This is a genomic window from Dactylosporangium sp. CA-092794 (assembly GCF_050948465.1).
In the GTDB taxonomy this organism is placed as follows: Bacteria; Actinomycetota; Actinomycetes; order Mycobacteriales; family Micromonosporaceae; genus Dactylosporangium.
Genome location: NZ_CP192044.1, coordinates 4919626 through 4945282 on the forward strand (window position 1 = coordinate 4919626; position 25657 = coordinate 4945282).

At 68.6% G+C, this 25657-nt stretch carries 17 protein-coding genes; 7 read left to right on the forward strand and 10 right to left on the reverse strand.

The window, feature by feature from the left end:
• Nucleotide 1 precedes the first annotated feature (1 nt).
• Nucleotides 2-571 (reverse strand): cytochrome P450, encoded by a 570-nt coding sequence (locus ACQPXD_RS21240; RefSeq protein ID WP_432841080.1) that lies wholly within the window; start codon nucleotides 569-571, stop codon nucleotides 2-4.
• Between the two features lie 181 nt (nucleotides 572-752).
• Here ACQPXD_RS21240 and ACQPXD_RS21245 point away from each other — a divergent pair, with 181 nt between their 5' ends.
• Nucleotides 753-1544 carry a hypothetical protein gene (locus ACQPXD_RS21245; RefSeq protein WP_432841082.1) on the forward strand — a complete coding sequence of 264 codons (792 nt, stop codon included), beginning with the start codon at nucleotides 753-755 and terminating at the stop codon, nucleotides 1542-1544.
• 8 nt (nucleotides 1545-1552) lie between these two features.
• Here ACQPXD_RS21245 and ACQPXD_RS21250 read toward each other — a convergent pair whose 3' ends face one another.
• From ACQPXD_RS21250 to ACQPXD_RS21270, 5 genes are read right to left on the reverse strand one after another with little or no spacing between them, the layout of a single operon-like run.
• Nucleotides 1553-2392, reverse strand: a complete 840-nt coding sequence (locus ACQPXD_RS21250; protein ID WP_432841084.1) for a sugar phosphate isomerase/epimerase family protein — start codon at nucleotides 2390-2392, stop codon at nucleotides 1553-1555.
• Nucleotides 2389-3510, reverse strand: a complete 1122-nt coding sequence (locus tag ACQPXD_RS21255) for a Gfo/Idh/MocA family protein (protein WP_432841086.1) — start codon at nucleotides 3508-3510, stop codon at nucleotides 2389-2391. Before ACQPXD_RS21255 ends, ACQPXD_RS21250 begins: the two co-directional genes overlap by 4 nt.
• The gene (locus ACQPXD_RS21260) at nucleotides 3507-4364 is read right to left on the reverse strand and encodes a carbohydrate ABC transporter permease (protein WP_432841088.1); all 858 of its coding nucleotides are present in this window, start codon (nucleotides 4362-4364) and stop codon (nucleotides 3507-3509) included. The genes ACQPXD_RS21255 and ACQPXD_RS21260 overlap by 4 nt, the downstream gene beginning before the upstream one ends.
• Entirely contained in the window at nucleotides 4354-5247 is an 894-nt protein-coding gene (locus ACQPXD_RS21265) for a carbohydrate ABC transporter permease (RefSeq protein ID WP_432841090.1), read from the reverse strand. The genes ACQPXD_RS21260 and ACQPXD_RS21265 overlap by 11 nt, the downstream gene beginning before the upstream one ends.
• A complete protein-coding gene (locus tag ACQPXD_RS21270; protein ID WP_432841092.1) occupies nucleotides 5244-6572 on the reverse strand; it encodes an ABC transporter substrate-binding protein in 1329 nt (442 codons plus the stop codon). Before ACQPXD_RS21270 ends, ACQPXD_RS21265 begins: the two co-directional genes overlap by 4 nt.
• Nucleotides 6573-6735: 163 nt before the next feature.
• Between ACQPXD_RS21270 and ACQPXD_RS21275 the strand changes: the two genes are divergently transcribed.
• Nucleotides 6736-7752 carry a LacI family DNA-binding transcriptional regulator gene (locus tag ACQPXD_RS21275; RefSeq protein ID WP_432841094.1) on the forward strand — a complete coding sequence of 339 codons (1017 nt, stop codon included), beginning with the start codon at nucleotides 6736-6738 and terminating at the stop codon, nucleotides 7750-7752.
• Between the two features lie 7 nt (nucleotides 7753-7759).
• A complete protein-coding gene (locus tag ACQPXD_RS21280; RefSeq protein WP_432841096.1) occupies nucleotides 7760-8263 on the forward strand; it encodes a hypothetical protein in 504 nt (167 codons plus the stop codon).
• Between the two features lie 15 nt (nucleotides 8264-8278).
• On the opposite strand, the gene ACQPXD_RS21285 is transcribed toward ACQPXD_RS21280, so the two are convergent.
• Nucleotides 8279-8869, reverse strand: coding sequence for a hypothetical protein (locus tag ACQPXD_RS21285; protein ID WP_432841098.1), 591 nt, complete (start codon nucleotides 8867-8869; stop codon nucleotides 8279-8281).
• A 577-nt stretch (nucleotides 8870-9446) separates the two neighbouring features.
• Nucleotides 9447-9947 (reverse strand): hypothetical protein, encoded by a 501-nt coding sequence (locus tag ACQPXD_RS21290; protein ID WP_432841100.1) that lies wholly within the window; start codon nucleotides 9945-9947, stop codon nucleotides 9447-9449.
• Nucleotides 9948-10160: 213 nt separating this feature from the next.
• On the opposite strand from ACQPXD_RS21290, the gene ACQPXD_RS21295 reads away from it, so the two are divergent.
• Both ACQPXD_RS21295 and ACQPXD_RS21300 read left to right on the forward strand, forming a co-directional pair.
• Nucleotides 10161-21179, forward strand: coding sequence for a LamG-like jellyroll fold domain-containing protein (locus ACQPXD_RS21295; RefSeq protein WP_432841102.1), 11019 nt, complete (start codon nucleotides 10161-10163; stop codon nucleotides 21177-21179).
• The gene (locus tag ACQPXD_RS21300; protein ID WP_432841104.1) at nucleotides 21173-21739 is read left to right on the forward strand and encodes a hypothetical protein; all 567 of its coding nucleotides are present in this window, start codon (nucleotides 21173-21175) and stop codon (nucleotides 21737-21739) included. The genes ACQPXD_RS21295 and ACQPXD_RS21300 overlap by 7 nt, the downstream gene beginning before the upstream one ends.
• 468 nt (nucleotides 21740-22207) lie before the next feature.
• Here the strand turns inward: ACQPXD_RS21300 and ACQPXD_RS21305 are convergent, their stop codons facing one another.
• The gene (locus ACQPXD_RS21305; protein WP_432841106.1) at nucleotides 22208-22906 is read right to left on the reverse strand and encodes a hypothetical protein; all 699 of its coding nucleotides are present in this window, start codon (nucleotides 22904-22906) and stop codon (nucleotides 22208-22210) included.
• Between the two features lie 3 nt (nucleotides 22907-22909).
• Here ACQPXD_RS21305 and ACQPXD_RS21310 point away from each other — a divergent pair, with 3 nt between their 5' ends.
• Both ACQPXD_RS21310 and ACQPXD_RS21315 read left to right on the forward strand, forming a co-directional pair.
• Complete coding sequence (locus ACQPXD_RS21310; protein WP_432841108.1) at nucleotides 22910-23212, forward strand: hypothetical protein; 303 nt, start codon at nucleotides 22910-22912, stop codon at nucleotides 23210-23212.
• A 226-nt stretch (nucleotides 23213-23438) separates the two neighbouring features.
• Nucleotides 23439-24716, forward strand: a complete 1278-nt coding sequence (locus ACQPXD_RS21315) for a polymorphic toxin-type HINT domain-containing protein (RefSeq protein WP_432841110.1) — start codon at nucleotides 23439-23441, stop codon at nucleotides 24714-24716.
• A gap of 45 nt (nucleotides 24717-24761) precedes the next feature.
• Here the strand turns inward: ACQPXD_RS21315 and ACQPXD_RS21320 are convergent, their stop codons facing one another.
• Nucleotides 24762-25604: an SMI1/KNR4 family protein gene (locus ACQPXD_RS21320; protein WP_432841112.1), complete on the reverse strand. Its 843-nt coding sequence runs from the start codon at nucleotides 25602-25604 to the stop codon at nucleotides 24762-24764.
• Between the last annotated feature and the right edge of the window lie 53 nt (nucleotides 25605-25657).

Genomic DNA, 25657 nt, shown 5'->3' on the forward strand with positions numbered 1-25657 from the left:
TTCAGGACCGCCACAGGCGGGTGACGGCGCCGGTCAGCGGCGCGCGGCGGGCCCGGCCGTCGCCCGCCTCGACCATGATCCGCCCGGCCGGGGCCATGTTCACGCCCGACTTGTTGCGGTGGTCGACGCGGGTGGTGAGCAGCCGCGGCCAGCGCCCGGCCCGGGCCAGCACGGCGAGGGTGACGCGCAGCTGCAGGTCGGCGAAGGCCGCGCCGAGGCAGCGGCGGGCGCCGACGCCGAACGGGAAGAACTGGTACGGCCCCGGCTGGGCCGAGCCGTCGAGCCAGCGCTGCGGGCGGTAGGCGCCGGGCTCGGCGTAGACGTCCGGGTTGCGGTGCTCGACCACGGTGGAGGCGACCAGCAGCGCGCCCGCGGGCACCGGCGGCGACCCGGCGATCTCCACGTCGTGCTGGACGCGGCGGGGCAGCGAGCCGGCCACCGACGGCAGTACCCGCTGCGACTCCTTCACCACCGTGTCGATGACGGTGTCGTCGGTGAGGTCGAGCTCGTCGAGCGGGTCCGGGCCGCCGGCGCCGGCGGGCCGGCCGGTGAGCGCCAGGATCGCCCACACCAGCGCCAGGGCGGTGGTCTCGAATCCGGCCGCGAACAGGCCGTGCAGCTCGCCGACGACAATGGGGCAAACCCCGTGATGGCCGGTCGTCCGCGGGCATAAGCACCGAAGACGCGGCCCCGCGGGCCGGCGGTGGCCGGCACAGGCCACAATCGGGTGTCGCGGTTGGGGAGGGGTTGGCTTGGCGGAGACGATCACGCCGTGGTGGCAGGCGGTCGACGAGGCCGTCGCGTCGCTCGTCGGGGCGTTGGCGGCGGCGGCCGCGCGGGCCGGCAACCGGGGCGGTCGCAAGCGCCCGCGGGGCCGGGCCCGGCCGAAGCGGGGGAGCAACAGCACCCGCCGGCACCTGGCCGACGTCATCCGCTCGCACCGGCTGGCCCCCGGCGTGGCCGCGGACCGGGACACGATCGCGGCCCTGTTCACCGGACACCGCGGGCTCGTCACCGACCCGGTGCTCGTCGTGGCCGTGGCCCGGGCCTGCGGCATCGTCGCCGGGCGCAAGCTCACCGCCAAGGAGGCCGCCCGGCTGCGCGCGGCCAGCATCCGCATCGCGAAGCTGATCGCCCGCGCCGAGGCCGCCGACCGCGCCGCCATGCGCGCCGCGCCGCCGGAGCCCGTCGTGCCGGTCGCGCCGCCGGAGCCCGTCGTGCCGGTCGCGCCGCCGGAGCCCGTCGTGCCGGTCGCGCCGCCGGAGCCCGTCGCCGCCCCGGAGCCGGTCGAGGTCCCGGTCGACGTGCCGTCGCCGCGGGAGCCGGACGTGGTCGCCGTGCCCGTGCCGCGGGAGCCGGACGTGGTCGCGGTGCCCGTGCCGCGGGAGCCGGACGTGGTCCCGGTTCCCGCGGTGCCGCCGGCCGTCCCCGTGGATCGCCCGGCGGCACCGGGGGAACCGGGCCGGCGGTGGCTGCTCGTCGCGGCCGCGCTGCTGCTGCTCGTCGTGGTGGCCGTGCTCGTCGCGCTCTTCGCGGCCGGCTGAGCGGGCGGTCAGGCGAGCAGGGAACGCAGGTAGGCGAGGTTGTCCCGGGTGCGCTCCTCCAGCGGCAGCGCCGTGGAGAAGTCCTCCAGGGTGACCCAGCCGTCGTAGCCGTGCTCGCGCAGCGCGGCCAGGTAGGCGCCGACGTCGGCCTGGCCGGCGCGCAGCGTCGCCCAGTCGGCCCGCCACGTCACCGTGCCGTCGGCGGCGGTGGCCTGCGGTGCCCAGGCGACGTTCTTCACGTGCACGTGCTGCAGGTACGGCCCGAGCAGCTGGAACGCCGCCCGGTGGTCCTCGTGGCCCTCGATGACCAGGTTGCCCAGGTCGTGGATGACGCCGACGGCGGCCGGGTCGAGGCCGTCGACGAGGCGCAGCGCGGCCGACGCCGACGAGGCGATCGTCTCGTGGTGCAGCTCGACCAGCACGGTGACGCCCCGGGCGGCCGCCTCCGCGGTGGCCCACTCGAGGTCCTTGCGGGCGGCGGCGAACAGGTCGCGGTAGTCGCCGGTCTTCAGCAGCGGCATGGTGACCCGCACCCGGCCCGCGCCGAGGGCGGCGGTGGCGGCGATGAGCCGGGCCACGTCGGCGTGTTCGAAGCTGCGGGCGTACCCGCCGATGCCGGAGTAGTCCAGGCCGGCGCCCCGGGTGAGCCGGTCGATGTCGGCCAGGTGGTCCTCGAGCCCGGTCAGCGGCCAGGTGGCCCGGTTGCCGGCCCAGAAACCGGGGACGTCGGCGTCGGCCTGGTCGGTGACGCGCCACTCGATGCCGTCCCAGCCCTGCTCGGCGAGCTTCGCGACGGCCTGCTCGGGGGTCCAGTCGGGGGTGGAGGCGGTGAAGACGGAGAACTTCACGGCAGTAGCTCCTTGGCAACAGCGGTGACGTCGTCGAAGACGCCGTCGAGGACCTGGTCGAAGTCGACGGGGCGGCCGAGGGCGGCGGACACGTAGACGGCGCGGACCAGCGCCAGGGCGAGCAGCCCGTCGGCGACCCGCACGCCCGGCGGCCGGCCGGTGTCGATGGCCTCCACGATGTCCTGGTACTGCCGCAGATGGCCGACCACGAACCCGTCGACGGGCTTCGGCGCGCCGGTGAGCTCGCCGGCGGGGACCAGATCGGCGGCGGTGAGCGCCGGGTCGGCGGCGGTGTGGAAGTACTCCAGCTGGTCGTCGTGCAGGATCGCGGAGCCCTCGGTGCCGTGCACGGCGAGGCGCACCGGCAGACCGGGCCGGGCGCCGGTGGTGGCGTGCAGCACGGCGTGGGCGCCGCTCTGGAACGTGATCGTGGCGACGGCCAGGTCCTCGACCTCGATGCGCTCGTGGCAGACGCGGGCGGTCCGGGCGTACACCTCGACCGGACGACCGAGCAGGGCGAGCATCTGGTCGACGAGGTGGATGCCCTGGTTGGCCAGCGCCCCGCCGCCGTCGAAGCGCCAGGTGCCGCGCCAGTCGGCGGAGTCGTAGTAGGCCTGGTCGCGCCACCACGGCATGGACACCACGGCGGACGTGACCCGGCCCAGCCGCCCCGCGCGCACGGCGCCCGCCACGGCGGCCATCGCCGGGTCGAAGCGGTGCTGGCTGACCACGGCGCAGACCAGGCCGCGGGCCTCCGCCTCCGCGGCGACCTTGGCGAACTCGCGGGCCTTGGGCAGCAGCGTGTCGAGGGGCTTCTCGACCAGCAGGTGCGCGCCGGCCCGCAGGGTCTGCTCGCCGGCCTCGACGTGCAGGCCGCTGGGCGTGCAGATGGCGACCAGGTCGATGCGCTGCGCCTCGAGCGCCTCGGCGAGGGTCAGGTGGGTCGCCGGGCGCCGGCCGGGGGATTGGGCGTCGACCTTGGCGGCGAGGCCCTCGGCGGCCTCGATGCGGGAGTCGACCAGGGCGGCCAGGCGCAGCCGCGGGTGGCGGGCGATCGCCTCGGCGTGGTTGCCGCCGATGATGCCGCTGCCGACGATCGCCACGTTGAGCACAGTCATTTCACTCCTCCGGCCGTCAGGCCACCGACCAGGAACCGCTGGAATGCGAGGTACAACACCACCACCGGCAACGCGCAGATGAGCGCCGAAGCCATCAGCTGTCCGTAGAGCGGGATCGCGCCGCCCTCCTGGGTCGCGCCGAACACCTGCAGCGCGACCGCGGCGGTGCGGGTGTCGGCGTCGGTGATCACCGAGGCGAACAGCACGTCGTTCCAGCCGAGCAGGAACGCGAAGATGGCGGAGACGACCAGGCCGGGCCAGCTGAGCGGGATCACGATGGAGCGCAGGATCCGCCACGAGGAGGCGCCGTCGAGGCGGGCGGCCTCGTCGAGCTCGGGCGGCAGGCCGCGCAGGTAGGTGACCATGACCCAGGTGGAGAACGGCAGCGCGAAGGTCAGGTAGGTGACGAACAGCGCCCACCGGGTGCCGATCGTGTCGATGCCCAGCACCCGGGCCAGGTTGGCGAAGAGCACGAACACCGGCAGCAGCATGAGGGTGCCCGGGATGCTCTGCAGCGCCAGCAGCCCGCGCAGGATCAGGCCCCGGCCGAAGAACGTGAACCGGACCAGCACGTAGGCGGTGGCCACCGACACGCCCGCCGAGACGATCGCGACGCTGCCGGCGACCAGGACGCTGTTGACCAGGCCGGCGCCGAGCGCGACGGTGTCCCAGATCCGCAGGTAGTTGGCGGGGTGGAAGCCGGCGGGCCAGAAGCCGCCGCGGGCCACCGCGAGGTCGTCGTTGACGCTGGCGAACAGCATGTAGAGCACGGGGGCCAGGGCGAAGAGGAGCAGCAGGGCGATGACGACCGCCTGCACCCCCTTGGGCAGCAGCCGCTGGACGTCAGTCTTCATTGCGGTTGAGCCTCACGGCGCGCAGGTACACCGACAGCGGGATGGCCACCAGCACCAGCGACAGCACCGCCATCGCCGCGCTCAGGCCGAACTTGAAGTTCTGGAAGCTCTCCACGTAGGTGAGCACCGGCAGCACCTCGACGTCGTGCGGGGCCGGCACGCCGAAGAGCACGTAGGGCAGGGTGAAGCTGTTGAGCGTGTGCAGGAACTCGATCACCATGCCCAGCGCCAGCACGCCGCGCAGGTGCGGCAGCACGATGTGGCGCAGCTTCGCCCACCAGCCGGCGCCGTCCAGCGCCGCGGCCTCGTGCACGTCGTCGGCGATACCCGAAAGGCCCGACAGGGCCAGCAGGTACAGCAGCGGCCACGACGTCCACAGCTGGACCACGACCAGGGTCCAGTAGCTGCGCGGGCCGTTGAGCCACAGGTACTGCTCGCCGAGCAGATGGTTCACCGGCCCGGCCGGCTGCAGCACCGTGCGCCACACGGTGCCGACGACGAACGCGGGCAGCACGTAGGGCACCAGGAACGCGGAGCGGACCAGCGCCCGCCCGGCGAAGCGCTGCTGGGTGGCCAGCGCCGCGGCCAGCCCGAACGGTACCGCGGCCACGGTGACCAGCACGGCGTAGCCCACGGTGATCCAGATGGCGTGCGGCAGCGCCGTCTCCCGCCACGCCTCGACGTAGTTGCGCCAGCCGATGTTCGGCGCGTCGGTCCACTGGCGCAGCGTGTAGGCGTCCAGGTCGAGGGTGGAGACCAGCAGGGCCACGCACAGCGGCAGGACGATGACGACGAGCAGGAGCACGCCACCCGGCGCCAGCATCCACAGTGGACGCTGGCGCCGGCTGACGGTGCGGCGCGCCGGCCGGGCGATCGTGGTCACTTGGCCTCGTTGACCGCGTTCTGCGCGTCCTTCTGCGCCGCGGCGACCAGGGACCTGAGCTTGCCGTCGTCGACCTTCCCGCCCTGCAGATCCGGGATCGACTGCACGACCACGTTGAGCAGGGCCAGCTGCACCTTGCTCCAGCCGCCGTTGAACGGCGTGCCGGCCGACTTCGACGCCGAGTCGACGATCGCGGCCAGCGCCGGGTCCGCCGAGAGCTCCTTGGACGCCGAGGCGTTGGTGGGCAGCTCACCGAAGGTCTTGTAGTACGACTTCTGCTGCTCGGGGCTGGTCACCAGCTTCACGAAGGCCAGCGCGAGATCCTTGTTCTTGCTGTACTTGGCCACCACCAGGTTGTCGCCCGACAGGATGCTGGTGGCGCCGACACCATTGCTCGGGCGGCTGGTCGTCCCCGGCGGGATCGTCGGCATGATGGCGTAGGCGTACTTGCCCGCGACCTGCGACTTGTCCAGGGTGACCTTCGAGGTGGCCGACACCATCGGCAGGAACGCGGCCTTGCCGGCGCCGAACTCGGCGATCGCCTGCGCGTTCTTCCAGCCGACCGCGGCCGGGTCGACGACCTTGTCGGTGGCCAGCCAGCCCAGGTAGGTCTGGTACGCCTTGAGCGTCGCCGGGTCGTCCAGGGAGGCCTTCTTGCCGGCCACGAGCGGGTTGCCGGACTGCACGCTCATCGCCCAGATGAACTTCCACGGGTCGAACCCGTCGGCGTAGGCGACGGCCATGCCGTAGGTGGTGCCGTTGGTCAGCTTCTTGGCCTGCTCGCGCAGCCCGTCCCAGCTGTCCGCCGGCTTGTCGATGCCGGCCGCCTTGAGCAGCTCGGTGTTGTACGCCATGACGAACGGGCGGCTGGTGAACGGGATGCCGACCTGATGCTGGGCGTCGGGCCCGGAGATGCCCAGCGCCGCCGGCACGAACGCGTCCTTGCCGCCGACCTTGGCCCAGTCGGCGTCGGTGAGCTCCAGGAACGCGCCGGTGGCGTAGGCGGTGGGGGTGAACGTGGTGCCGAGGGAGTACACGTCCGGACCCTGCCCGGACACCACCGACGTCTGGATCTTCGTCAGCTCGTCGTTGGCGGACGCGAACGTCTCGAACTTGACCTCGGCGCCGGTCTGCTGCTTGAACGTGTTGCTGATGTCGGTGAACCACTGCTTCTGCTGCGTCGGATAGATCGTGTTGGCCTGGACCAGCACGTTGAGCGTCTTCCCGGCGCCGCTCTGCGCGTCGCCGCCGCTGCTGTCGTTCCCGCACGCGGCCAGCGTCAGCACCGCGGCGGCGCCGACAGCGATGATCTTAGATCGGTTCATAGGGGTGTCCACTCCTCAGTGAGCGCAGCGCGGCCGTGGGAATTGGGGGTGTCGGCAACGCATCGATGCTGCTTGACGGCGGATCGAGGCGGACGCTATCAGGGCGAATCGGGCGATGGCAATCGTTTGCCATCGTTTGCCAAACCTGGTTTGCTTGGTGGCCATGCCCCGCGGTACCGGCCGGGAGCGCCCCGTCACGATCAACGACATCGCCGCGGCGACCGGCGTGGCCGCCTCGACGGTGTCCCGCGCCCTGAACAACCCGGGCCGGGTCAACGCCGCCACCCGCGAGCGCATCGAGGCCGCCGCCCGTGAGCTGCGCTACGTGCCCAGCTCCCCGGCCCGGGCCCTGTCGTCGGGCCGCACCCGGGCCATCGCCGTGCTCGTCTCCGACGTCACCAACCCGTTCTACTTCGGCGTGCTGCGCGGCACCCAGCAACAGCTCAAGGCCGCCGGTTACGCCCAGCTGCTCATCGACACCGAGGACTCCGGCGCGGTCGAGGCCGAGCTGCTGCACAAGATGCGCCGGTCCCTGGACGGCGCCATCCTCGCCGCGTCCCGCCTCCCCGACGCCGAGCTGGCCCGCCTCGCCGCGGAGATCCCCCTCGTCACCATCAACCGCAACGTCCGCGGCGTGCCCAGCGTCATCATCGACACCCCGTCCGGCATCGGCCAGGCCGCCGAGCACCTGCTGTCCCTGGGCCACCGCGACATCGCCTACGTCTCCGGCCCGCAACGCTCCTGGCCCAACGAGGCCCGCTGGCACGCGATGCGCGCCGTCGCCGCCCGCCACCGCCTGACCTTCACCCGCGTCGGCCCGTTCCCGTCCGGCCGCCCCTCCGGCGCGGCCGCCGCCGACGCCCTGCTCAACACCGGCGCCACCGCGGCCATCGTCTTCAACGACCTGCTCGCCATCGGCATCCTGCAACGGCTGCGCGAGCGCGGCGTCCGTGTCCCGGAGGACCTGAGCATCGTCGGCTGCGACGACATCTTCGGCGCCGACTTCTGCCACCCGCCGCTCACCACGCTCACCGCCCCCATCGAGCAGGCCGGCCGGGTCGCGGTATCGATGCTGCTCGCCCGCCTGGACCGCACCGCGCCGCCCCCGCCGAGCACCCGCCAGCAGGTCATGCTCCCGGTCCACCTGACCGTGCGCGGCTCCACCGGCCCTTTACTATGATGCCGCCATGCTGCTGGCTGGCCCCGCCTACGAGTCCGACCCCTGGGAGAGCTTCGCCGTCGCCGAGGTCGGCGCCGCGGCCGCTCTCGCCGGTCTGCTGGTCGTCGCCTGCTCCATCAACATCGCCCGCATCATCGAGACCCCGGCCTTGGTCCAGCGCCTCGGCGCGACCTTGACCCAGTTCACCGGCATCCTCGTCGTCGGCAGTCTGCTGCTGGTACCGGGCCAGCCCCGCTGGCTACAAGGCACCGAGATGGCCGTCGTGGGCCTCATCGTCGCGGGCCTGGTCTTCATGCAGCGCGGCCTGCAGGGCCTGGAGCCGCAGTACCGCCGCTCCGCCCTGACCTCCGTCGTCCTGGCCACCGTCGCCGCCCTGATGCTCGCCACGGGCGGCGCCGGCTACGCCACCGAGTCCATCGGCGGCCTGTACTGGCTGGTCCCCGGCATGCTCCTCGGCTTCGCCATCGGCCTGCTCAACGCCTGGGTCGCCCTGGTGGAAATCCTCCGCTGACCCCTCGTTGTCTGGTCAGATTTCGCCGTCCGCGTCCGGCCCACCGTCCACGATGGGCCGGCCCAACTGCCGGACCGCCGACACGACCAGGCCGGCCACGTCGTCGCCCCGCCCGAGCGGCTTCGGATTGATCCGCACCTCGCCGCCGCCGGCGCCGACCACGATGAAGCGGGTCGGCTTCCCGCTGCGGCTCGTCGCCACCACCAGCCGCTCGATCCGCGCCCACGGGATGACGTCGACCCTCCGCCCGGCCACCGCAACGATCCCGCCGTCGTAGAGATAGGTGGACGCCGCCCCCGCGAACGCGAGCCGCAGCGACAGCCCGACCACGAACACCCCACCCACAAATACCACGGCGCCGATGGCCATGAGCCCGAGCAGGAGCACGTGGTACCCACCGATGTGGACGGCGGAACCGGCCCGGAAAATGAGCACCCCCACGCCCACCAGCACCGCCGCCATGACGAGCCCGGCGACCGCGCTGAAGATGTTCGCCCCGATCTCCCGCTCGGCCTGCCAGGCCCGCCGCTCACCGAGCCCGTCCCGCGCCGCCACCTGCGCGGCCCGCACCGACAACCTGTCCTCTTTGGCGGCCACCTCGGTCATCGCCCGAACTCCGTCCATACGAACGCGAGCACTCAGAATATCCGCCACGGTCTATCGGCAGCAGCCCCTTTTCGCCGCCCGCAGGCTCAGCCGCGACCGCGACCAGGTCGCGTCCGCCGGCGGGGCACGCCGGTCATCGGCGCCGCTCCCCTGGGCGGCGCGGCCGGGCCGGCCATATGTCTCCGTGATCATGCTGCTCGCGGTGACCGCACACCGGGTTTGCCATGATCCAGGAGACTTGTGGTACACGGGGGTACGTCAGCACTCCGTGATCATGAAAAACCGTTGGTGTCGATGCCGCGTTGCGCATGATCGCGGAGACTTCCGGTCGCTGCGCCATGCCCCACGGCGGCCGGCGTCCGGCGGATGGACCTGCATCGCCGACCGTGCCCGGCTCTGGGCTTCATGTACAGCAGCGGGGTGGGCGTCGCCAAGGACCGTGGCAAGGCGGTCGCCTGCTATCGGTCCGCCGCCGAGCTCGGCGACGTGTTCGCCATGCATAACCTGGCCCTGCTCAACATCAAGGACGAGGGTCAGTACCTGCCGTTCCGCTTGAGTCGATGGGCGGCACCGACTTTCAGGCCGCGGCCGCGACCAGCGCCTTCACCCCGCTGCGGATGCTGGCGGGCGAGGAGTCATCGACGACCGAGACCGCCTTGCCTTTCGGGTCGCCGCCGACCGCGACGTGCCTGATCGCGGGAAATGTGTCGATGCCAAGCGTCATCGCGGCGACCGGCACGTCGCCGGCGGCGATGATGACTGTGCAGTGCTGGACTCCGAGGGTGTTGTAGTAGGTGAGGCCGTTGGCCGCGGTCTGTGGGCCGCTGATGGCCAGGTGCTGCACCTTGATGAGGGTGGCGAGCGAGGCGTCCTGCATCCCGTCCCAGGCGGCCTTCGCGGGCTCGCCGGCGAGGTCGTGGTCGTCAGTGAGCAGACAGGCAGTGGTGGCCTTGTACTGCCGCTCCCTTGGCGCCGGAGGCCGGTCGGGCCAGGCAAGCCAGGTGATGAGCGCGGCCAGGACCGCGGCGAGCGCACCGGCGACGATGAGAGTCCGCCGGTCGGTCAGGGCACGGTGCATCGCCGACCTCCCGTGTGACTCGGCATGCGGCTGGGACATTAGCGGTTGCCGGGACCGGCCGGAAGCCCCCGGAATCCGGCCGGTTCGTGCGAGCCGCGCTGAGCTGGGAATCTCATCACCGTAATTATTTCCATCATTCAATGCCTTGCGCGTAGTGATCGATGAGCTGCAGACTGCACCCGCGCTGTCGAAATTCGCACGGGGGAGGCTGCGATGAGCGGTCGTATTGTGCTGGGTGCTGCGCTCCCGCGGAGGCAGCGAACCGGCCGGCTGACCCGGCGGGTCGGTGTGGTGGTCGTGCTGGCCATGCTGCTCAGCGTCGGGATTCCGGCGGGAGCGCTGCCGTCCGGGCCGGGTCCTGGGCTGCCGGTCTCGTGGCTGTGGCGATGGCTCGGCGAGCCGGTGAGCTGGGCCAAGGACCCGAAGGGGCCGGAGCAGCTGCGCGGCAAAGGCCCGGACGGCCACTACCAGGCCGCGGCCCGGGCCCGCGACAGCGAGTCGAAGGTCCACGCCAAGGGCGAGCTGGCGAGGTACCAGCCGAATCAGCTCAAGGCGGAGAACCTGAGCACCGGGCCCGCGAAGAAGGGCTTCGACCCGAGGACCAGCCAGCGGGTCGCGTCGAAGGCGACCGAGCGCACGGACGTGTACCAGAACGCCGATGGCTCATACACACAGCGGATCTTCGAGGAGCCGGTCAACTTCAAGGCCGCGGACGGTTCGTGGGAACCCATCGACAGCACACTGCGCCCCGACGCGCAGGGCCGGCCGCAGGTCGGTGCGAACGCGTTCGAGCTGAGCTTCGCTGGCGGCGGGGCTCGCAAGCTCGACGCCGACGGGCAGGCGTTGAAGACCTCGGCGGCGGCCGGTGACGACCTGGTGCGCCTTACGCCTTCGAAGGGCACCGAGCTTGCGTACTCCCTTGCCGGCGCGACGCTCGGCAAGGCCCTCGTCAGCGGGCAGGTGGCGACCTACCGCGAAGTGCTGCCTGGCGTCGATCTCGAGCTCGCAGCGTTGTCGAGTGGCGTCAAGGAGACGCTGACGCTGCGTTCGGCCGACGCTCCGGCCACGTACGTCTATCCGCTCCGGCTCAAGGGCCTGACCCCGCGCATCGGCGCCGATGGCGGGGTCGAGTTCGTCGACGACACCGGCGCTGTCGTGACTACGATGCCGCTGGGTTACCTGGAAGACTCCGCGGTCGACATCAGTGGCGCCGGCGCGACGTCCTACGCAATGCGATACGAGCTGATCACTGTCGACGGCGGCCCCGCGATCCGGATGAGCGTCGACCAGGCGTGGCTGAAGGACCCGAAGCGCGAGTTCCCCGTCCGGGTCGACCCCGACATCGAGATGCAGCCCATCTACCCGTTTGGCGACACCTACAGCCTGTCATCCGAGACGACCTTGACCCACGGCGCCAACGACACCGTCGCGGCCGGCCGCTACGACGACTCGGTGGCCAACAAGGCGCGCGGCTTCCTCCGCTTCGGCGACATTCCTGCGTTCTTTGCCGGCAACAACTTCAAGCTCGACTCCGCGCGGCTGCACCTGTTCCAGACGTACCAGATCAAAGACGGCACCAACTGCCCGCAGAAGACGACGAACGTCTACCGCGTGACCGGCAACTGGTCCGAGAGCACACTGACCTGGAACAACCAGCCGGGCGACAACCAGGCCGCACGGGAGCTGGCCGGCCTGCAGCCGATGGCCTCCGACAACACGGCCAACAACGCCGCGTGCAACAACCTCGGCGGTACGCGCAACGTCGGCACGTGGATCGCCCCGTGGCTCGACAACGCCGAGGTCAAAGACTGGGCGATCCACAACAACACGTACGGCATCGTGCTCAAGGCCAACGAGAGCGACCCGACGTCGTGGAAGCGGTTCACCTCGTCCGATACGGTCCTCGTCTGCAACGACTCGCACTTCGGTGCCATCAATTGCTCGCCCTGGATCGAGGTCAACTACACCACGAACGCGGGGCCGGAGGTCTCGGCGCAGTACCCGGCGAACAACACGTCGGTGAGCACGCTGACGCCGGAGTTCTCGATGCAAGGCTACGACCCGGACAACTGGCCCGGCTACGGCGTGCAGTACCAGTTCCTGGTCTTCAACGACCAGGGTGTCCGGATCGCGGACTCGGGCCTGAGCGGCAACAGCGTCTGGAAGCCCAACCCAGGCGTGCTGCAGTGGGGCAAGCAGTATTTTTACCAGGCGAAGATCTACGACCAGCAGGTGTGGGGCCCGAGCAACCCGGTCACGTACGCCTTCTCCACCGCGGTACCGCAACCGCTCGTAAGCTCGTCGCTGGCGCAGAACGGCGGCAAGGGTTTCGAGGGCTCCGTCGGCAACTACACCACCTCCGACGTCGACGCCCAGGTGACCACGGTCGGGCCGGCACTGGCGATCAACCGCGACTACAACAGCCTCGACACCCGCGCCACGAGTTCGTTCGGGCAGGGCTGGTCATCGGTAACCGACATGCAGGTGCGCGAGGGCAAGGACGCGGGTGGCGCGCTGCAGACGGCGACGGTGCGATACCCCAGCGGCCAGGAGATCGCCTTCGGCCGCAACAACGACGGCTCCTGGACGCCGCCGCCCGGCCGGTACTCGGTGTTCAAACCGATCACCGGTGGCTACTCGCTCACCGACAAGGACTCCACGACCTACGAGTTCACGCGGAGCCAGGTCACCGGCGTGTACGGGCTGACGAAGATCACCGATCCGTCCGCGCGGTCGGTCACGTACCACTACGACGCCTCGGGCCACATCGATATGATGCAGTCCCTCGCCTCGCAGCGGGCCCTGCACCTGACCTGGAGCACCCCGCCCGACGCCACGGCGGCCCACGTCGCCGCGGTCACCACCGACCCGACCGACCCGGCCGTGTCCTCCAGCACACTCACCTGGGCGTACACCTACACCGGCGACAAACTCACCAAGGTCTGCCCGCCCGGTACCGCGACCGACTGCGCGAGCTACGAGTACCAGATCGTCAACCAGGCGCCGAGCTCGGTGCTCAACACCGGCCCCTACTCGTACTGGCGGCTCAACGAGGGCGCCGGGGCTACGCAGGCGCAGAGCGGCGTGCTGTCCAACGACGGCACCGACAACGGCATCTATACCAACGTCACGCTCGGCGGCGCAGCGGCGCTGGACCAGTCCGCCGCCACGACGGCCTCGTTCAACGGCACCAACTCGTCCGTCAAGCTGCCGATCAAGCTCGCCACGGAGAGCTCGTACCAGTCGATTTCGCTGTGGTTCAAGACCTCCACCCCGCTCGGCGTGCTGTTCTCCAACCAGACCAGCACGGTCGCCCCCGGCGTCACGCCCACCGGCGGCTACGACCCGGTGCTGTACATCGACAGCGACGGCAAGCTGCGCGGCGAGTTCTGGAACGGCACCGGCAACCCGGTCACCACCACCGGCACCGTCACCAACAACCAGTGGCACCACGTCGCCCTGTCCGGCAACGGCGGCAGCCAGAAGCTGTACCTCGACGGCGAGCCCGTCGGCACCGCCTCGGGCAACATCGTGCTGCACAACACCGGCCAGTCCAACCTGTACCTCGGCGCCGGCATCCTCGGCGGGAGCTGGCCCGGCCAGTCGTTCGCCACCCCCACCCCGGTCTTCTTCAACGGCTCGCTCGCCGACGCCGCGTACTACAACAAGCCGCTCACCGACGCCATGGTCACCGCCCTGTACACCGCAGGCCGCAACCCGGCCCCGGCGATGACCAAGGTGACCAGCAACGCCGGCCGCGTCCGCGCCCAGATCACCTACGACAATGTCAACGGCCGCGTCCACCAGGTCACCGACGAGGCCGGCGGCGCCTGGCAGATCGGCGTTCCCGCAACCTCGGGCTCCAGCCAGCTCTACGCCTCCACTGTCTTGGGCTCGCGGCCCAACGAGTACTACCGATTCAACGACATCACGCTGCCGCAAGGCCCGTACAGTCAAGTGGCATCAGGGTTCCAGTGGCGCTACAACAACGTCACCTTCGACACGACCCAAACCGGCACCAGCCCGTTCAGCGACTCGCACGGTGCGATCTTCAACGGCACCAGTTCGTACGTGCGGGCGGGCGACTATGACAAGTTCCAGGAGATGCCGCTCTGGAACCCGGTCTCCATCGAAATGTGGTTCAAGACGCCCGCCAACTATGCCGCCAGTGGAGTGCTGTACGCGAACCAGGCCGCAACCGTTGACGGACCGAATCCGAACACGCCCAACTGGGTTCCCATCCTCTACGTCGGCGGCGACGGTTACCTGCGAGGACAGTTCTGGAACACCACATTTGCGCCGATTACCTCAACGGCCAAAGTCAACGACGGCAACTGGCATCACGTCGTCCTGACTGCCGAGCGCACGACCGGCGATTTCGGCGCGAACAAGCAGAGCATGTACCTCGACAACACCATCGTCGGAACGAAGACGGACGGCTGGCTGGACGATCCTGGTGGGATCTACGCATATATCGGCGCCGGCACCACGCAGAACTGGCCCGGTTCCACCAGCACCGTCAGTTACTTCAAGGGCGACATTGCCGAGTTCGCCTATTACGATCATTCGTTGACGGTCGACCAGGTCGACGCTCACTACAAGGCGTCGCGAAGCGCTCTCGGCGTGCCCGGCACGCTAACCCCGGTCTCCTCCGTGGCGGTCACCGATCCGGGCGGTAAGACGTCAACGCGCACTTACGACGTGCTCAGCGGCAGCCGGCTGATCGCGGACACCGATGCGGTTGGGAACACCACCACGTACGGCTACGACGTCGCCGGTTTCGTTACCGTGGTGTACGACCCACTCGGCCAGAAGACCGAAACGGCGAAGGACGTGCGCGGCAATACTGTGCGCACAACCACCTGCAGCAATGAGACCGCTGGGCAGTGCGAGAGCACGCTGTACAAGTACTATCCGGACTCCACCAGCGTGAACCTGACGCCTGACGGGCGCAATGACCAGGTCACCGAGGTCAGCCACTCCGACCAATGGAGCAGTGGCTTGGCCGTCACCAAGTTGACCTATGACGGCCCCGCCGGCAACCGCACTACCATGACGTCGCCGCCGGTGCCCGGGTTCCCGAACGGCCGCACGACCACGATCGCTTACACGACGGCGACAACGGCGGCCGTCGGCGGCGGTGTAACTCCGGCGGGCTTGCCGACGACCACGACGTCGCCGGGCGGCGGGGTGCAGCGGACCGAATACAACGCCGCCGGCGACGCGGTCCGGGTGACCGATCCGGCGGGACTCGTTACCGAATTCAGCTACGACGGCATCGGGCGGGTCAAACAGCAAAAGATACTCGCGCCTGGCTATTCGAACGGCCTTGTCACCAGCTATCGGTTCGACCAGGAGACGCTGGTCGAGACGACCGAGCCGACGGTGACCAACGCCATCAGCGGTGCCCAGCACCAGGCCCGCACCACCGACGTTGTCGATGCCGACGGCAACATCCTGTCCCGCACCGTCAGTGACGTGACCGGCGGTGACAGCCCGCGCAGTGTGACCAGCGAATACAACACGCATGGGCAGTTGGTGAAGAGCAACGACCCGACCGGCGCGGTCACTCTGTACGGATACGACGTCTACGGCCGGCAGAATCAGCGGGTCAACTGCGACAGTAGCCCCGCGGCCGGCAGCCCGTGCCCCGCCGGCGATCGGCTGCAGACCCTCGGCCAAGCGTTCGACGCCAACGGCAAGCTACTCACCAGCACCCTGACCGGCAAGGACGGCACCGCCGTCCAAGAGACCTACAACGTCTACTACGCCAACGGCGACCTCGCCTCCACCACGGACGCGATGGGCTGGACAACGAAGTACGAATACTGGGACGACGGCAAGGTCAAGAAGGTCAGCCGCACGGACGGCACCAAGACCACCGTCCTGCAGGAGAACTACTACGACTCCCTAGGCAACCTCATCTCGGTCACCCAGAACAACGGCGCCACCGAGGTCGATCAGAAGTTCGACGACGCGGGCCGAATGCAGTCGACCATGACCTACACTACCGACCGGTCGATCGACGGTCCCCCGGACGGCCGCGGCACCAATTTCATCTACGACGCCGACGACCACGTGGTCGGCACTCGTCACGTCGCCGGGAATCCGCTGTATGTCACGCAGGTCATGAGCGACGAGCGCAGCACGTACGACCCCATGGGACGGCTTACCTCCCATTCGGTCGGCGTGGACGGTGCATCCGGCCCGGCCGCCTGGTGGAAGCTCGACGAGACCGCGGGCACCGACCCCAACAACAACCTTGGCGTCACGGTTACCGACTCCTCCGGTTCGCGCCTCGACGCCAACGCGGACGTCCGTGACGGCACGACACTTGGCAACGGTTATGCCAGCTTCAACACCAGCACCCCGATCGAAACCGAGTACCCGGTGCTCAACACGACCCAGTCGTACTCGGTGTCGGCATGGGTCAAGCTGAACTCGTTCAGCGGCGAGTCGACGTTCGTCGGCCAGGGCGGCGACAACATCGGTGCCTTCTTCGTGCTGTACCACTCGGGCAACGGCAAGTGGACGTTCATCGCGCCCAATACGGACAGCCAAAACCCGTCGGCCTGGAACAATGCCACGGCCGGGACCGCCGTGGCCACGAACCAGTGGGTGCATCTCGTGGCGGTGTTCGACGCGAGCACCAAGCGGATGTCCTTGTATGCGAACAACGTGCGCGGCACCGATGCCACGAACCCGACGCCGTTCAATTCGACGGGCGGGACCTTCATCGGTGGAACCCACGGGCGACTCGGCGGTCCTTCGTGGAAGCTCAACGGCGCCGTCGACAACGTGCAGGTGTTCCAGCGGGCGCTGACCGACGCCGACGTGGCGGCCCTGTGGAACAGCGGCAACGGGCGTAGCAACCAGGTCGCGCTCACCGGGAGCGCGCTGACCACGAACTACGCCGTCGACCAGCGGGGTCTGACGACGGGGATGACGGACCCGAACGGCAACACCACGTCGTACGTCTATGACGAGGACGGGAACCTGACCAAGACGCTGGCGCCCTCGGTGTTGGTGGAGACGTCCGGGCAGACCGCAGTGTCGGTGCGGCCGACGACGGTGCAGGGGTACAACGCCTTCGGCGAGACGGTCGAGGTGCAGGACCCGCTGGGCAACGTGGCCACGACCCGCAGGGACGCGGCCGGGCGGGCGTGGAAGACGATCCTGCCCGCGTATACGCAGCCGGGTGCGGGCGGGCAGACCATCATCGACGCGAGCACGACGTCGACCTTCGACAAGCTGGGCCGGACTACCTCCACGACCGACCCGCGGGGCAAGACGACGTCATACGAGTACGACACGCTCGGGCACGTCACGAAGACGACCGATCCGGCCGGCAAGGTGTCCACGGCGAAGTACGACCAGATCGGTGACGTGCTCGAGACGGTTGACCCGACCGGTGCGAAGACCAGCGCGACGTACGACTACCTGTCCCGGAAGGTGACCAGTACGCAGTGGGAGCGGCAGCCCACCCAGCAGGCATACGTCACCACCTACGACTACGGCACGGGTGCGTACGGCAGCTCGGCGAATTCCGGGCCGTGGCTGCGGAAGGTTACCTCGCCGGACGGGGTGAAGGCGGAGTCGACGTACAACAACGTCGGCGAGGTCGTGTCCAGCAAGGACCCGGCCGGGAACGTCACCACCACGTCCTATGACGCGCTGGGCCGGCCGGTGACGGTGACCCGGCCGGACGGCACGAAGAGCGTCACCACCTACGACGCGGCCGGGCGGGCGGTCAAGAGCCAGGAGCTCAACGCCGCCAGCACGGTGCTGACCACGAACACGGCCGGCTACGACAACAACGGCAACCTGCGTACGTCGACCGACGCGCGGAATTCGACCACGACCCTTACCTACAACGCGCTGAACCAGGTCACCGATGTGTCCCAGCCGGTGACCACCAGCACCTCCATCCATACGTCGTACGGCTACGACGCGGCCGGGCACCAGACCCGGTTCACCGACGGGCGTAGCAACCAGTTCTGGAACACGTACAACACCTGGGGTCTGCCGGAGTCGCAGATCGAGCCGGCCACGATCGCCTACCCCGGCGCCGCGGACCGTACCTTCACCGCCGTCTACGACGCCGGCGGCCGGATGACCGCGCAGCTACAGCCCGGTGGCGTACGCGTCGACTATGCGTACGACGATCTCAACCGGCTGACGGGGCAGAGCGGGTCGGGCGCCGAGGCGGCTACCGCGACGCGGACGCTCGGCTACGACGACGCGGGCCGCCTGACGTCGCTGTCAGTGCCGGGCGGTACGGACACGATCACGTACAACGACCGTGGCCTGCCACTGACGATCACCGGCCCGTCCGACAGCACGACGTACACCTACACCAACGACGGCCGGGCGGCGTCACGCGTCGATGCGGCCGGCACGACGAACTTCACGTACGACCCGGCCGGCCGGTTCCAGACGGCGTCGAACACCACGACGACGAACATCAACGTCACCGCCACCTACAACAACATGTCGTTGCCGCAGACGATCGTCTACGGGTCCAGCAACCAGACCCGGACGTTCACCTACGACGACCTGCACCGGCTGACCAACGACCAGCTCAAGCAGACGTCCGGCAGCACGATTCTGGGCAACATCGCCTACGGGTACGACGCCAACGGCAACGAGACGTCGAAGACGACGACCGGGTTCGCCGGCGCGTCCACCAACACGTATACGTATGACTTGGCGAACCGGCTTACGTCGTGGACGTCCGGGTCGACGGTCACCAATTATGAGTACGACGCCTCGGGCAACCGGACCCGCAACGGCAGCAAGACCTTCGCCTACGACCAGCGTAACCAGCTCGCCAGCGCCTCCGACGGCACGACGTACACGTACTCGGCGCGTGGCACGCTGCGACAGACGAGTAATTCGGGCGGGGTATACGCCACCACCGCCGACGCCTACGGGCAGGTCATCACCCAGCAGGCGGCGGGCGGGACGAGCACCAACCAGTACGACGCGGCCGGGCGCGTGGTCCGGACCGGGTTCAAGTACAGCGGCCTGGGCAACACGCTTGCTCAGGACAGTGCCGCCACCTATACGCGCGGCCCGTCCGGCGAGTTGCTCGGCGCTGGAAGCGGCACCGGCGCGTCCTCCAACTACGTCTGGACGGACCAGCACGCCGACGTCGTTGGGCAGTTCAAGGCCACCAGCACCAGCCTGACCGGGTCGGCCAGCTATGACCCGCTGGGCAAGGTTCTGGCCACCAGCGCACTGGTGGGCAACCTCGGCTACCAGTCCGAGTGGAAGGACAGCACCACTGGCCGGGTCAATATGCTGGCTCGCTGGTACAACACCGACACGGGCCAGTTCGACACCCGCGATCCGGTAGCGAACAGCCCGATCCCCGCCGCGGTCGCCGCGAACCGGTTCCAGTATGCGGGCGACAACCCGCTGACGAACGTCGACCCGGACGGCACCTCGTTCTGGAGCAAGCTCAACAACGCTGCCAGCAAGGTCACGAACGTCGTCAACCACTCGGTGCAGGTGATTCAGAACACCTACAACTACATCGAGACCAAAACGTCCCAAGCCTGGGACTACGTGACGACCAAGGCCTCGGACCTCGGCAACTACGTCTGGGACAAGACCAAGAAAGCTTCCAAGGTCGTCGCCGATTCGACGACGAAGTGGGTCAAGAACAAGTACAACGACGTCAAGGACAAGTACAACCAGGCCAAACAGTGTCTGCAGGGCGGCGTCTCCAAGTGCGTCCAGGAAACCGCCAAGGCTGCGGTCAAGCACGTCGCCGACACCGTCAAGAGCACCGTCGACGCGATCAAGCAGGATCCGTGGAAGTTCGTCGCCACCGCCGCGGTCGGGATCCTGGCCACCGTCGCGGTCGGCGCGCTGTGCGCCACGGGCGTCGGCTGCCTGATCCTGGCCGGCGCGATCGCCGGTGCGATGCAGGCCGGCGCGGGCTACATGGTCGACGTCGCCCGCGGCGACGCGGAGTTCTCCTGGTCCGGCCTGGCCGACACGATGATCGAGGGCGGCCTGGACGGCGCCCTGAGCGCCGGCGTCGGCAAGTTCACCGGCGGCGCCACCAAGTTCATGTCCAAGCCCTTCAAGGCCGCCGGCGCGGGCGGCATGAAGAAGGCGTTCGGCGGCGGCTCCAAGGAGGCCACCGCACTGCGGCGCTCCCGCGGCGGCTCAGGGGAGGGTTCCCCGGAGTCCACGGGCCCGAAGCGCTCTGGCGGAGCCGGTTCCGACGACGGCGACGGACCAACGGGCGGGCAATCCGGCGACGGATCTGGCGGTGGGTGCCGAAATGGTGGGCCGCGGCACAGCTTCGCCCCGGACACGCCGGTCCTGCTGGCCGACGGCACCACGAAGAAGATCGAGGACGTCAAGCTCGGTGACGAACTGGCCGCGACAGATCCGGCGACCGACACGACATCGGCGAAGCCCGTCACCAAGCTGTGGCGCAACCACGACACGGACCTGACCGACGTAACCGTTCGGGTGAGCACCCCGACGTCCGGGCACACCGCGCTGGCACCGAACGCGTCGAGGCTGTCGCGCGTCGGCGCGGCGCTGGTGACGGCGGCAGCGGTGACGGTCGGCATGACCACGACCGTCCTGCACACCACCCAGCACCACCCCTTCTGGGACCGCACCACCAACACCTGGATCGACGCCGCGGACCTGCAGCCGGGCGACCAACTACAGACCGACGCGGGCGCAACCGCCGAAGTCGCCGCCGTCCGAAACCTCACCGGCGCCGCAGACATGCGCGACCTCACCATCGCCGACATCCACACCTACTATGTGGTAGCCGGGGACACGCCGGTCCTGGTCCACAACTGCGGATTGTCGGATCGGGCGAGCGAAATTCACGCCGCAGAGCCAGATCAATACGTGCGCGATAACGTCAACACGGTATCAGTGGTCCGGGCGCAGACACCACATGGAGTGGTCGACGTGATTGCCGGCTCCGGCGATGGTCTAACACCTGCACAGATGTCTGTACCCCTCCGGCCCGGCGAGATGCATGCGCCGAATATTCCGGGTACGCACGCTGAGCAGAATGCATTCCTGTTTATTAACCAGCAAGGATGGACGCCAATCGCTGGGGGTAGTTCGAGAAACGTATGTCTTTCGGTCTGCGCTCCGTGGATTCGGGGCACCGGGGGAAGAATGATGGGCAAGGTCTATCATGGCAGCTTCCTTACCACGACGCGTCAGAGGAGCTTCGAGTGGTAGTTGACGAGGGCACTGTGCGCGCTCTACGCGAGGGTAGCGGACAGCTAGCGCGGATCTTCGCGGCGAGTTGCGCGGAACGATTGGTGCAGGTTTTCTGCGCCGCCCGGGCAACCGACCTCAGCCGTGCTGACGACATCGCCTACGTGGTCGAAACGCTTGAGGATCTCTGGGATCTGAAACGTCCGACCGGCACGTTCGACGATCGGCGTGAACATCTGCTTTCGTTCCCGGAACTGCAACCGAACGAAATGGGCTTCACTCAAGTCGCCGACATCTACTCTTTCTACGGGTGTCTTGTTCTTATGTATGCGACAAAGTGTGCAGCGGCCGGGGGCGATCCGGAGGCCGCTGTCAGTTGTGCGCATGCGTCTCTCACGGCTATGGGTCAGCTTGATCAGAACGTCGCCGGCGCGACGTTTTTTTCGGAAGAGAAGTCCCGGCAGGAGGCGACGATAGACCGATTCGGAAAGGGTGCTCCGGTAGCTCGGATTCGTGACGATGACCGCATCGCCGCCCAGGAGTTGGTCACGGCGATTCAGGATAGAATCAGCGGCGAGTGAGGATGCACCGTCACCACGTGCGTAGTGCAGTTAGTTCATCACAATGTCCTTGATCACCGCGAAAGGCAGCCCACGCTACTTGGACCTGTCGCAACGCTGGCGTCATCGGGCGTCATCGCCTGCGGTGCCTGCGGGCGCTCCCCGTTGCGCCCGCCGCAGTTCGTCCATCACCGCTAGGTGCCGACGCGCACGCGGGCGTCATCCCGCGCCCGTGATGCAGGGGCCCTCTACCTCCAGCGCCTCCCCACGCACGCGGGGAATCGGTGGACTCCAGCGCTGGCGCGTTCGGTCGACGCGGTCGAGTTCGGTACGTTGGCGCCGATTAAATGGGAACTCGCGCGGATAAACATCGATAACTCGGGATGACAAAAGCGTGCCAGGGTCAAGTTTCACTGACTGTTGACATAGCTCAAAGCGAGAGCCTTCTAGATCCTTGGGTTTGAGAATCTGAACACGAGAGTCGGGTTTTCAGGCTGCGGTTTTGAGTCGTGCGCGGTTGATGTAGTCCTGGACGTGCTGGTCGATGGTGGTTAGTGCCTGTCGGAGGGTGGGTGGGGCTTGGGGCTGGTCGGCGGCCAGGAGTGGTCGGAGGAGACGGTCGTGGAGTTTGGTGTAGAAGATCGCGAGGCGTTGCCCGTCAGGGGTCAGGACGTAGGTGTGGGTGTGCTCGACTCGGGTGATGAGGCCGTTGAGGCGCAGGCGGCGTAGGTCGTAGGTCATCTGGCCGGTGGTGTAGGTGGTGCCGAGCAGCCGGGCGGTCAAGGCACGGAGGCGCTTGTTGGTGACGCCGGTGACGGCGAAGAGGTGCAGGCAGAGGGCGCCGGTCAGGGCCATGACCCGAGGGTCGCCGAAGCGTAGGGCTGGGGCCCTCCTGCCGTCCTCGGTGAGGGTGGGCTGCGCGACCCGCTCAAGGGCTGGGCTCGCAAGGACGCAACCCTGAACGACCCGGATAGTGTCCAGCAGTCGGCGGTTGACGTCACGGGTCTTGGCGATGATCTCGTCGAGGTGTTCGAGGCGGCGCAGCACACCGAGGTCGTAGGTGTCGTTGATGACGGTTTCGATGCGCAGCGCGCGGCGGTCTTTGAGGTAGTACTTGATCCGGGAGTGGCGGTAGAAGGCGTTGACCACGATGCCGTCGTTGTCGCGGTCGATGGCGGTGCGGAACACGCCGTGGGTGGTGGCGCGGATCTGCCGGTTGAAGATGATTTCCATGTTGTCGGGGCGGCCGAGACGCGCGGCCTCCACGACTGCGATTTCTGCCCGCCCGGCACGAACCGCATCGCCGATCCGCGGCCGGGCCGGAACTGGCTGGCGTTTTACGAGATCGGGGTGCCGGCTGGGCCGGGCGTAATGTTCGCGGCGCCGGCGCTGGTCTGGCATTACGTCACCGCGCACGACTACCGGCCGCCGGCGGAGTTCGTCGAAGCGGTGCGGCGCTACGACGCCGGCTGGGCCACCGAGCCGAGCCCCTAGATTCCGCCCGACGCGAAGCGTGACGTCTGGAACTGCACCAGCGTGTAGCCGGGGTCAGCATGACTCGGCGACCGTGGATCTCGCTAAAAGACCGCTCGGTCAGGCTGAACCTGAGGCGTGAACCAAGGATCGGTATCCAGAAGCCCCACGCAGGGTCCTGCGTCGAGTGTGGCTGTCGTGCACAGTATTACCCCTCCGCCCGCCACAGCTCGTCCATAACTGCGAGGTGTCGGCGCCGGGGAGCGAGTCACTGTTCGGCGAGCACCGCGGCGGTGTCGATGACCGCGACCATCCGTCGGCCAACGGTGGCGGCGCGAATCGGAGGGGTGCGCGCCAGCCGAGCCCCCAAGACGACCGCGAAGGCCGCCAGCGAGGAGCCGGCAGCAGCGTCCGGACCGGCATGAAGAAGGCGTTCGGCGGCGGTTCCAAGGAGGCCGTCGCCTCGAGGCGAACTGGCGGTGCCGAGGGCTCCGGCGGCGGACGGCAGTGGCGGTCTGAGGAATCCAACGGGTCGCGCGGCGACGGTGGCGGCGGTTGCACAGCGGCAGGGGAACATAGTTTCGCGCCCGACACCCTGGTATTGCTCGCAGATGGTGCCGCCAAGCCAATCAAGGATGTCGCGGTTGGAGACCAGGTCCTCTCAACCGACCCGCGGACTGGGAACACCGAAGCGAAGACGGTCCAACTCCTGCACCGTAACCACGACACGGACCTGACCGACGTCACCGTTCGGATCGATGACCGGAACCCCGGCGACGTTTCCCAACCGGACCGTACCGAAGTGCTGCACACCACCTGGCACCACCCGTTCTGGGACGAGACGGTCGGCAAGTGGGTATACGCGCAGGACCTCAAGGTGGGTCAAGCGCTTCGGACGCTTGACGGTGACCTGGTAGTCGTCATCGTGTTGCACAACTTCGTCGGCGCCGCGCAGATGGATGACCTAACGGTTGCCGACGTCCATACCTATTACGTCGTCGTGGACGGCGAAGTAGTCCTCGTCCACAACAGATGCAAGGACAAGTATCACGACCGCGGCCGGGACCCCCGTGCCACGCACGGCGGCCAGGTACGGTACGGCGGGCTCGACGACCACGGCCGCCCCACCGGCGTGCACGCCCAGATCACCAAGGACATGCTGGACACGGGCGCAGGGGCCGGCAATCGCACGCCGGCGGGCTGGCCCGGCAACGGTTCGGACCACAATGTCGGGCGGGGCCACCTGCTGGCCCAACGCCTCGGTGGCCGAGGCTGGAAGGAGAACCTCGTCACGATGACGCAGTATCCGACCAACTCCCCGATCATGCGTGACGATATCGAAGACGTCATCTTCAACGCTGTGGACGCTGGCGAGAACATCCAGTACAGCGCGGTGCCGCATTACCTCGGCGACAACCCGATCCCGGACAAGATCGTCATTACGGCCGTCGGCAATCGCCGGTTCAACCGGACTTGGGAGTTGCCGAACCCCGCTGGGATGTTCGGATTTGACGGCGAACTCTAGCGTTGCGGCCGCCGAGCCATCCGTGACTCGGCGGCCACCGGCCGTTCATGACCAGATCGGTGCACCGCGGCGATCGGTAGTGCGGACAATTCGCGATCCCATGGTCGGCGCCACCGCCGTCGCGAATACGCGGACGGCGTTGTCATCCTCGGGTGGATAGGCGAACCGGATTTGGTGGGCGTATGCGGTCTCGTACGTGATGATCCAGTCGCGGTTGACGGCGGCGAAGAAGTCCTGCCGGTCGTCCTCGTCCTCGTCGCCGAGCGCGCTGCCGCGTTCCTGGATCGGGGCTAGGGCGTCCTTGAGCACCCGCAGGCGCTCCTCGTAGGGGATGTCGCTGTCCGACAGTACGACGTAGGCGTGGCTCCGCCTCCGGAACGGCTGGAACCACGGCGGCACGTCTGGCGATGCGATCAGCAGCCGCGACTCCAATGTGCCTTGCAGCCAGCCAGCCAGAAAGCCAGTGGCGTCGTGGTCGAAACGCTCCACACGGCGGTTGCGCGCGTCCCAGATCGTGACCCGCCATGACTCGGGTGGCCCTGCAGTCACCCAGCAGTAGGAGACGCCGTCATCGTCGACCGCCCACTCGAGCAGACCGCTGGCGGCCGGATAGAAGCCCGTCGGGGACAGTTCGGGGTAGTCTTGCAGCGTCTTCCGCTCGCGCTCAGTGAAGGAGCGGGCCCGCGCGAGGAGGCTGGCCGTCGGCCCGAAGGCTTGCAGGGGCGTGACGTGGTCCACGAACTGCCCGCGGCCGTATGTTTGGACCAGCCCCTTGAAATCGTCGGGCAGGGCCAACCCCAACTCAGTCTCAACACCACGCCAATCGCCTTCGGCATCGACCGGCAGGGCTGGCGGAGGGACGAGTCGAGTCAGCTCTTCGATCGTCATATCGCTACGCTAACAGGGAACCCGCAGCGTTCCATCGGCGCGCACGTGCGTAA

What these genes read in the sequence shown, in the direction of transcription:
- ACQPXD_RS21275 (WP_432841094.1), top strand. Translation starts at nt 6,736, where the DNA reads ATGCCCCGCGGTACCGGCCGGGAGCGCCCCGTCACGATCAACGACATC.
- ACQPXD_RS21295 (WP_432841102.1), top strand. Translation starts at nt 10,161, where the DNA reads ATGAGCGGTCGTATTGTGCTGGGTGCTGCGCTCCCGCGGAGGCAGCGA.
- ACQPXD_RS21255 (WP_432841086.1), bottom strand. Translation starts at nt 3,510, where the DNA reads ATGACTGTGCTCAACGTGGCGATCGTCGGCAGCGGCATCATCGGCGGC.
- ACQPXD_RS21260 (WP_432841088.1), bottom strand. Translation starts at nt 4,364, where the DNA reads ATGAAGACTGACGTCCAGCGGCTGCTGCCCAAGGGGGTGCAGGCGGTC.
- ACQPXD_RS21320 (WP_432841112.1), bottom strand. Translation starts at nt 25,604, where the DNA reads ATGACGATCGAAGAGCTGACTCGACTCGTCCCTCCGCCAGCCCTGCCG.
- ACQPXD_RS21280 (WP_432841096.1), top strand. Translation starts at nt 7,760, where the DNA reads ATGCTGCTGGCTGGCCCCGCCTACGAGTCCGACCCCTGGGAGAGCTTC.
- ACQPXD_RS21290 (WP_432841100.1), bottom strand. Translation starts at nt 9,947, where the DNA reads ATGCACCGTGCCCTGACCGACCGGCGGACTCTCATCGTCGCCGGTGCG.
- ACQPXD_RS21270 (WP_432841092.1), bottom strand. Translation starts at nt 6,572, where the DNA reads ATGAACCGATCTAAGATCATCGCTGTCGGCGCCGCCGCGGTGCTGACG.
- ACQPXD_RS21285 (WP_432841098.1), bottom strand. Translation starts at nt 8,869, where the DNA reads ATGACCGAGGTGGCCGCCAAAGAGGACAGGTTGTCGGTGCGGGCCGCG.